The following is a 536-nucleotide window of genomic DNA, read 5'->3' as shown; positions in this document are numbered from 1 at the left end:
CCTGCTGCCGATGGCCTCTGCGCTGTGGTCCTCGCCGACCGCCAGCCTCACCGCGTTCCCCGCGCGCTACCTGGTGCAGTTCATGGCCAACCACCAGATGCTGCAGGTCAGCGGCCGGGCGCCGTGGCGGGTGGTGCAGGGCGGGTCGTCGCGCTACATCGAGGCGATGCGCCGGCGCTGGCAGGTCCGCGAGCGGCTGGATTGCCGGGTGTTCGGGGTGGAGCGTCACGAACATGGCGTGCGCGTGCACAGTGCGGCCGGGCTGGAGGGGTTCGACCAGATGGTGCTGGCCTGCCACAGCGACCAGGCGCTGGCGCTGCTCTCCGATGCGGACGCGGCCGAACGCAGCGTGCTCGGCGCGATCCGCTACCAGCCCAACGAGGTCGTCCTGCATACCGATGCAAGCCTGCTGCCCCGCAACCGCAAGGCGTGGGCGGCGTGGAACGCGCATGTGCCGGCCAGCCCGCTGGCGCCGTGCACGGTCAGTTACCTGATGAACCAGCTGCAGGGCATCGATACGCCCACGCCGCTGGTGG

1 pseudogene is annotated in these 536 nt (G+C 71.1%); it reads left to right on the top strand.

The annotated features are described in order from the left end of the window. Nucleotides 1–536, top strand: a pseudogene (locus tag ACXJKJ_RS31925) (NAD(P)/FAD-dependent oxidoreductase); the annotation flags it as partial.

The sequence above is a fragment of the Roseateles sp. P5_E1 genome, from assembly GCF_054049335.1.
Note: the sequence above shows the minus strand (reverse complement) of the source record. Positions and strands in the feature narration are given on the sequence as shown.